This is a genomic window from Haloarcula sp. Atlit-7R, from assembly GCF_003666065.1.
Taxonomy (GTDB): Archaea; Halobacteriota; Halobacteria; order Halobacteriales; family Haloarculaceae; genus Haloarcula; species Haloarcula taiwanensis.
The window spans coordinates 1-714 of the sequence record NZ_QXIK01000051.1; the positions used below are offsets into that span (position 1 = coordinate 1).

General features: G+C 53.5%; 1 protein-coding gene. It reads right to left on the minus strand.

Annotated elements, in window-relative coordinates:
- Nucleotides 1-703, minus strand: a 703-nt coding sequence (locus D3D01_RS22560; RefSeq protein WP_147439987.1) for a VWA domain-containing protein, incomplete at its 3' end; no start/stop codon positions are given.
- Between the last annotated feature and the right edge of the window lie 11 nt (nt 704-714).

Consider the following 714-nt stretch of genomic DNA (forward strand, 5'->3'; position numbering starts at 1 on the left):
CGTTTAGGCCGGTATTCGCCGACGCAGTACCGAAGTTTGAGGTGATGTATCTATTATTGTCTGTCACTCGGTAGATGCCGTCTCCATTATTATACGAGGTGACCCCAGCTCGGTCCCGAGACTCATTTAGGTCTGCAACGAAAGCCTTCGAAGCTGTCTGTGCCTCCTCCGACCGAGTCGTTGCATCGCCGTCAGAACGACCCATAGACCCTGACTCGTCAATGACAAACATCACATCAAGTGGTTGTCGACGAATCTCGGAATCCGCCTCAACAGAGGTGATATTACCGACCTGCATCGTCCCATTCTGGAGCGGACGGGCCGATACGCGGTAGGTGTTGTTGACGTTCTTATCGACCTTGATACTCTCGTTGGTCAAGGTCACGTCGTTATATTCGCTGCTGGTAAGATTGACAACCCGGTTACGGTCCACGTCCACTCGTCGGGGAAGTTCCGTGTCGTTCAGCCCAATGACAGCCGTCTGATTACCATCGTGTACTGAAACAGAGGTTTCAAACTCCTGCTCGAGATAGGCTCCCCATGCTCGATAGAAATCGCTTCGGACAGCAATAGTGACGTTATTGGGGCGAACACAGTCGCCCGCGCTAAGTTGTTGCCGCACAGAGAACGTCCGTGCCTGCGATGAACCCGGACGAAGGCGGGCCTTGTTGTTTCCACGCTCGAAGTTCCCAGTGACGTTCACCACTCGCACAT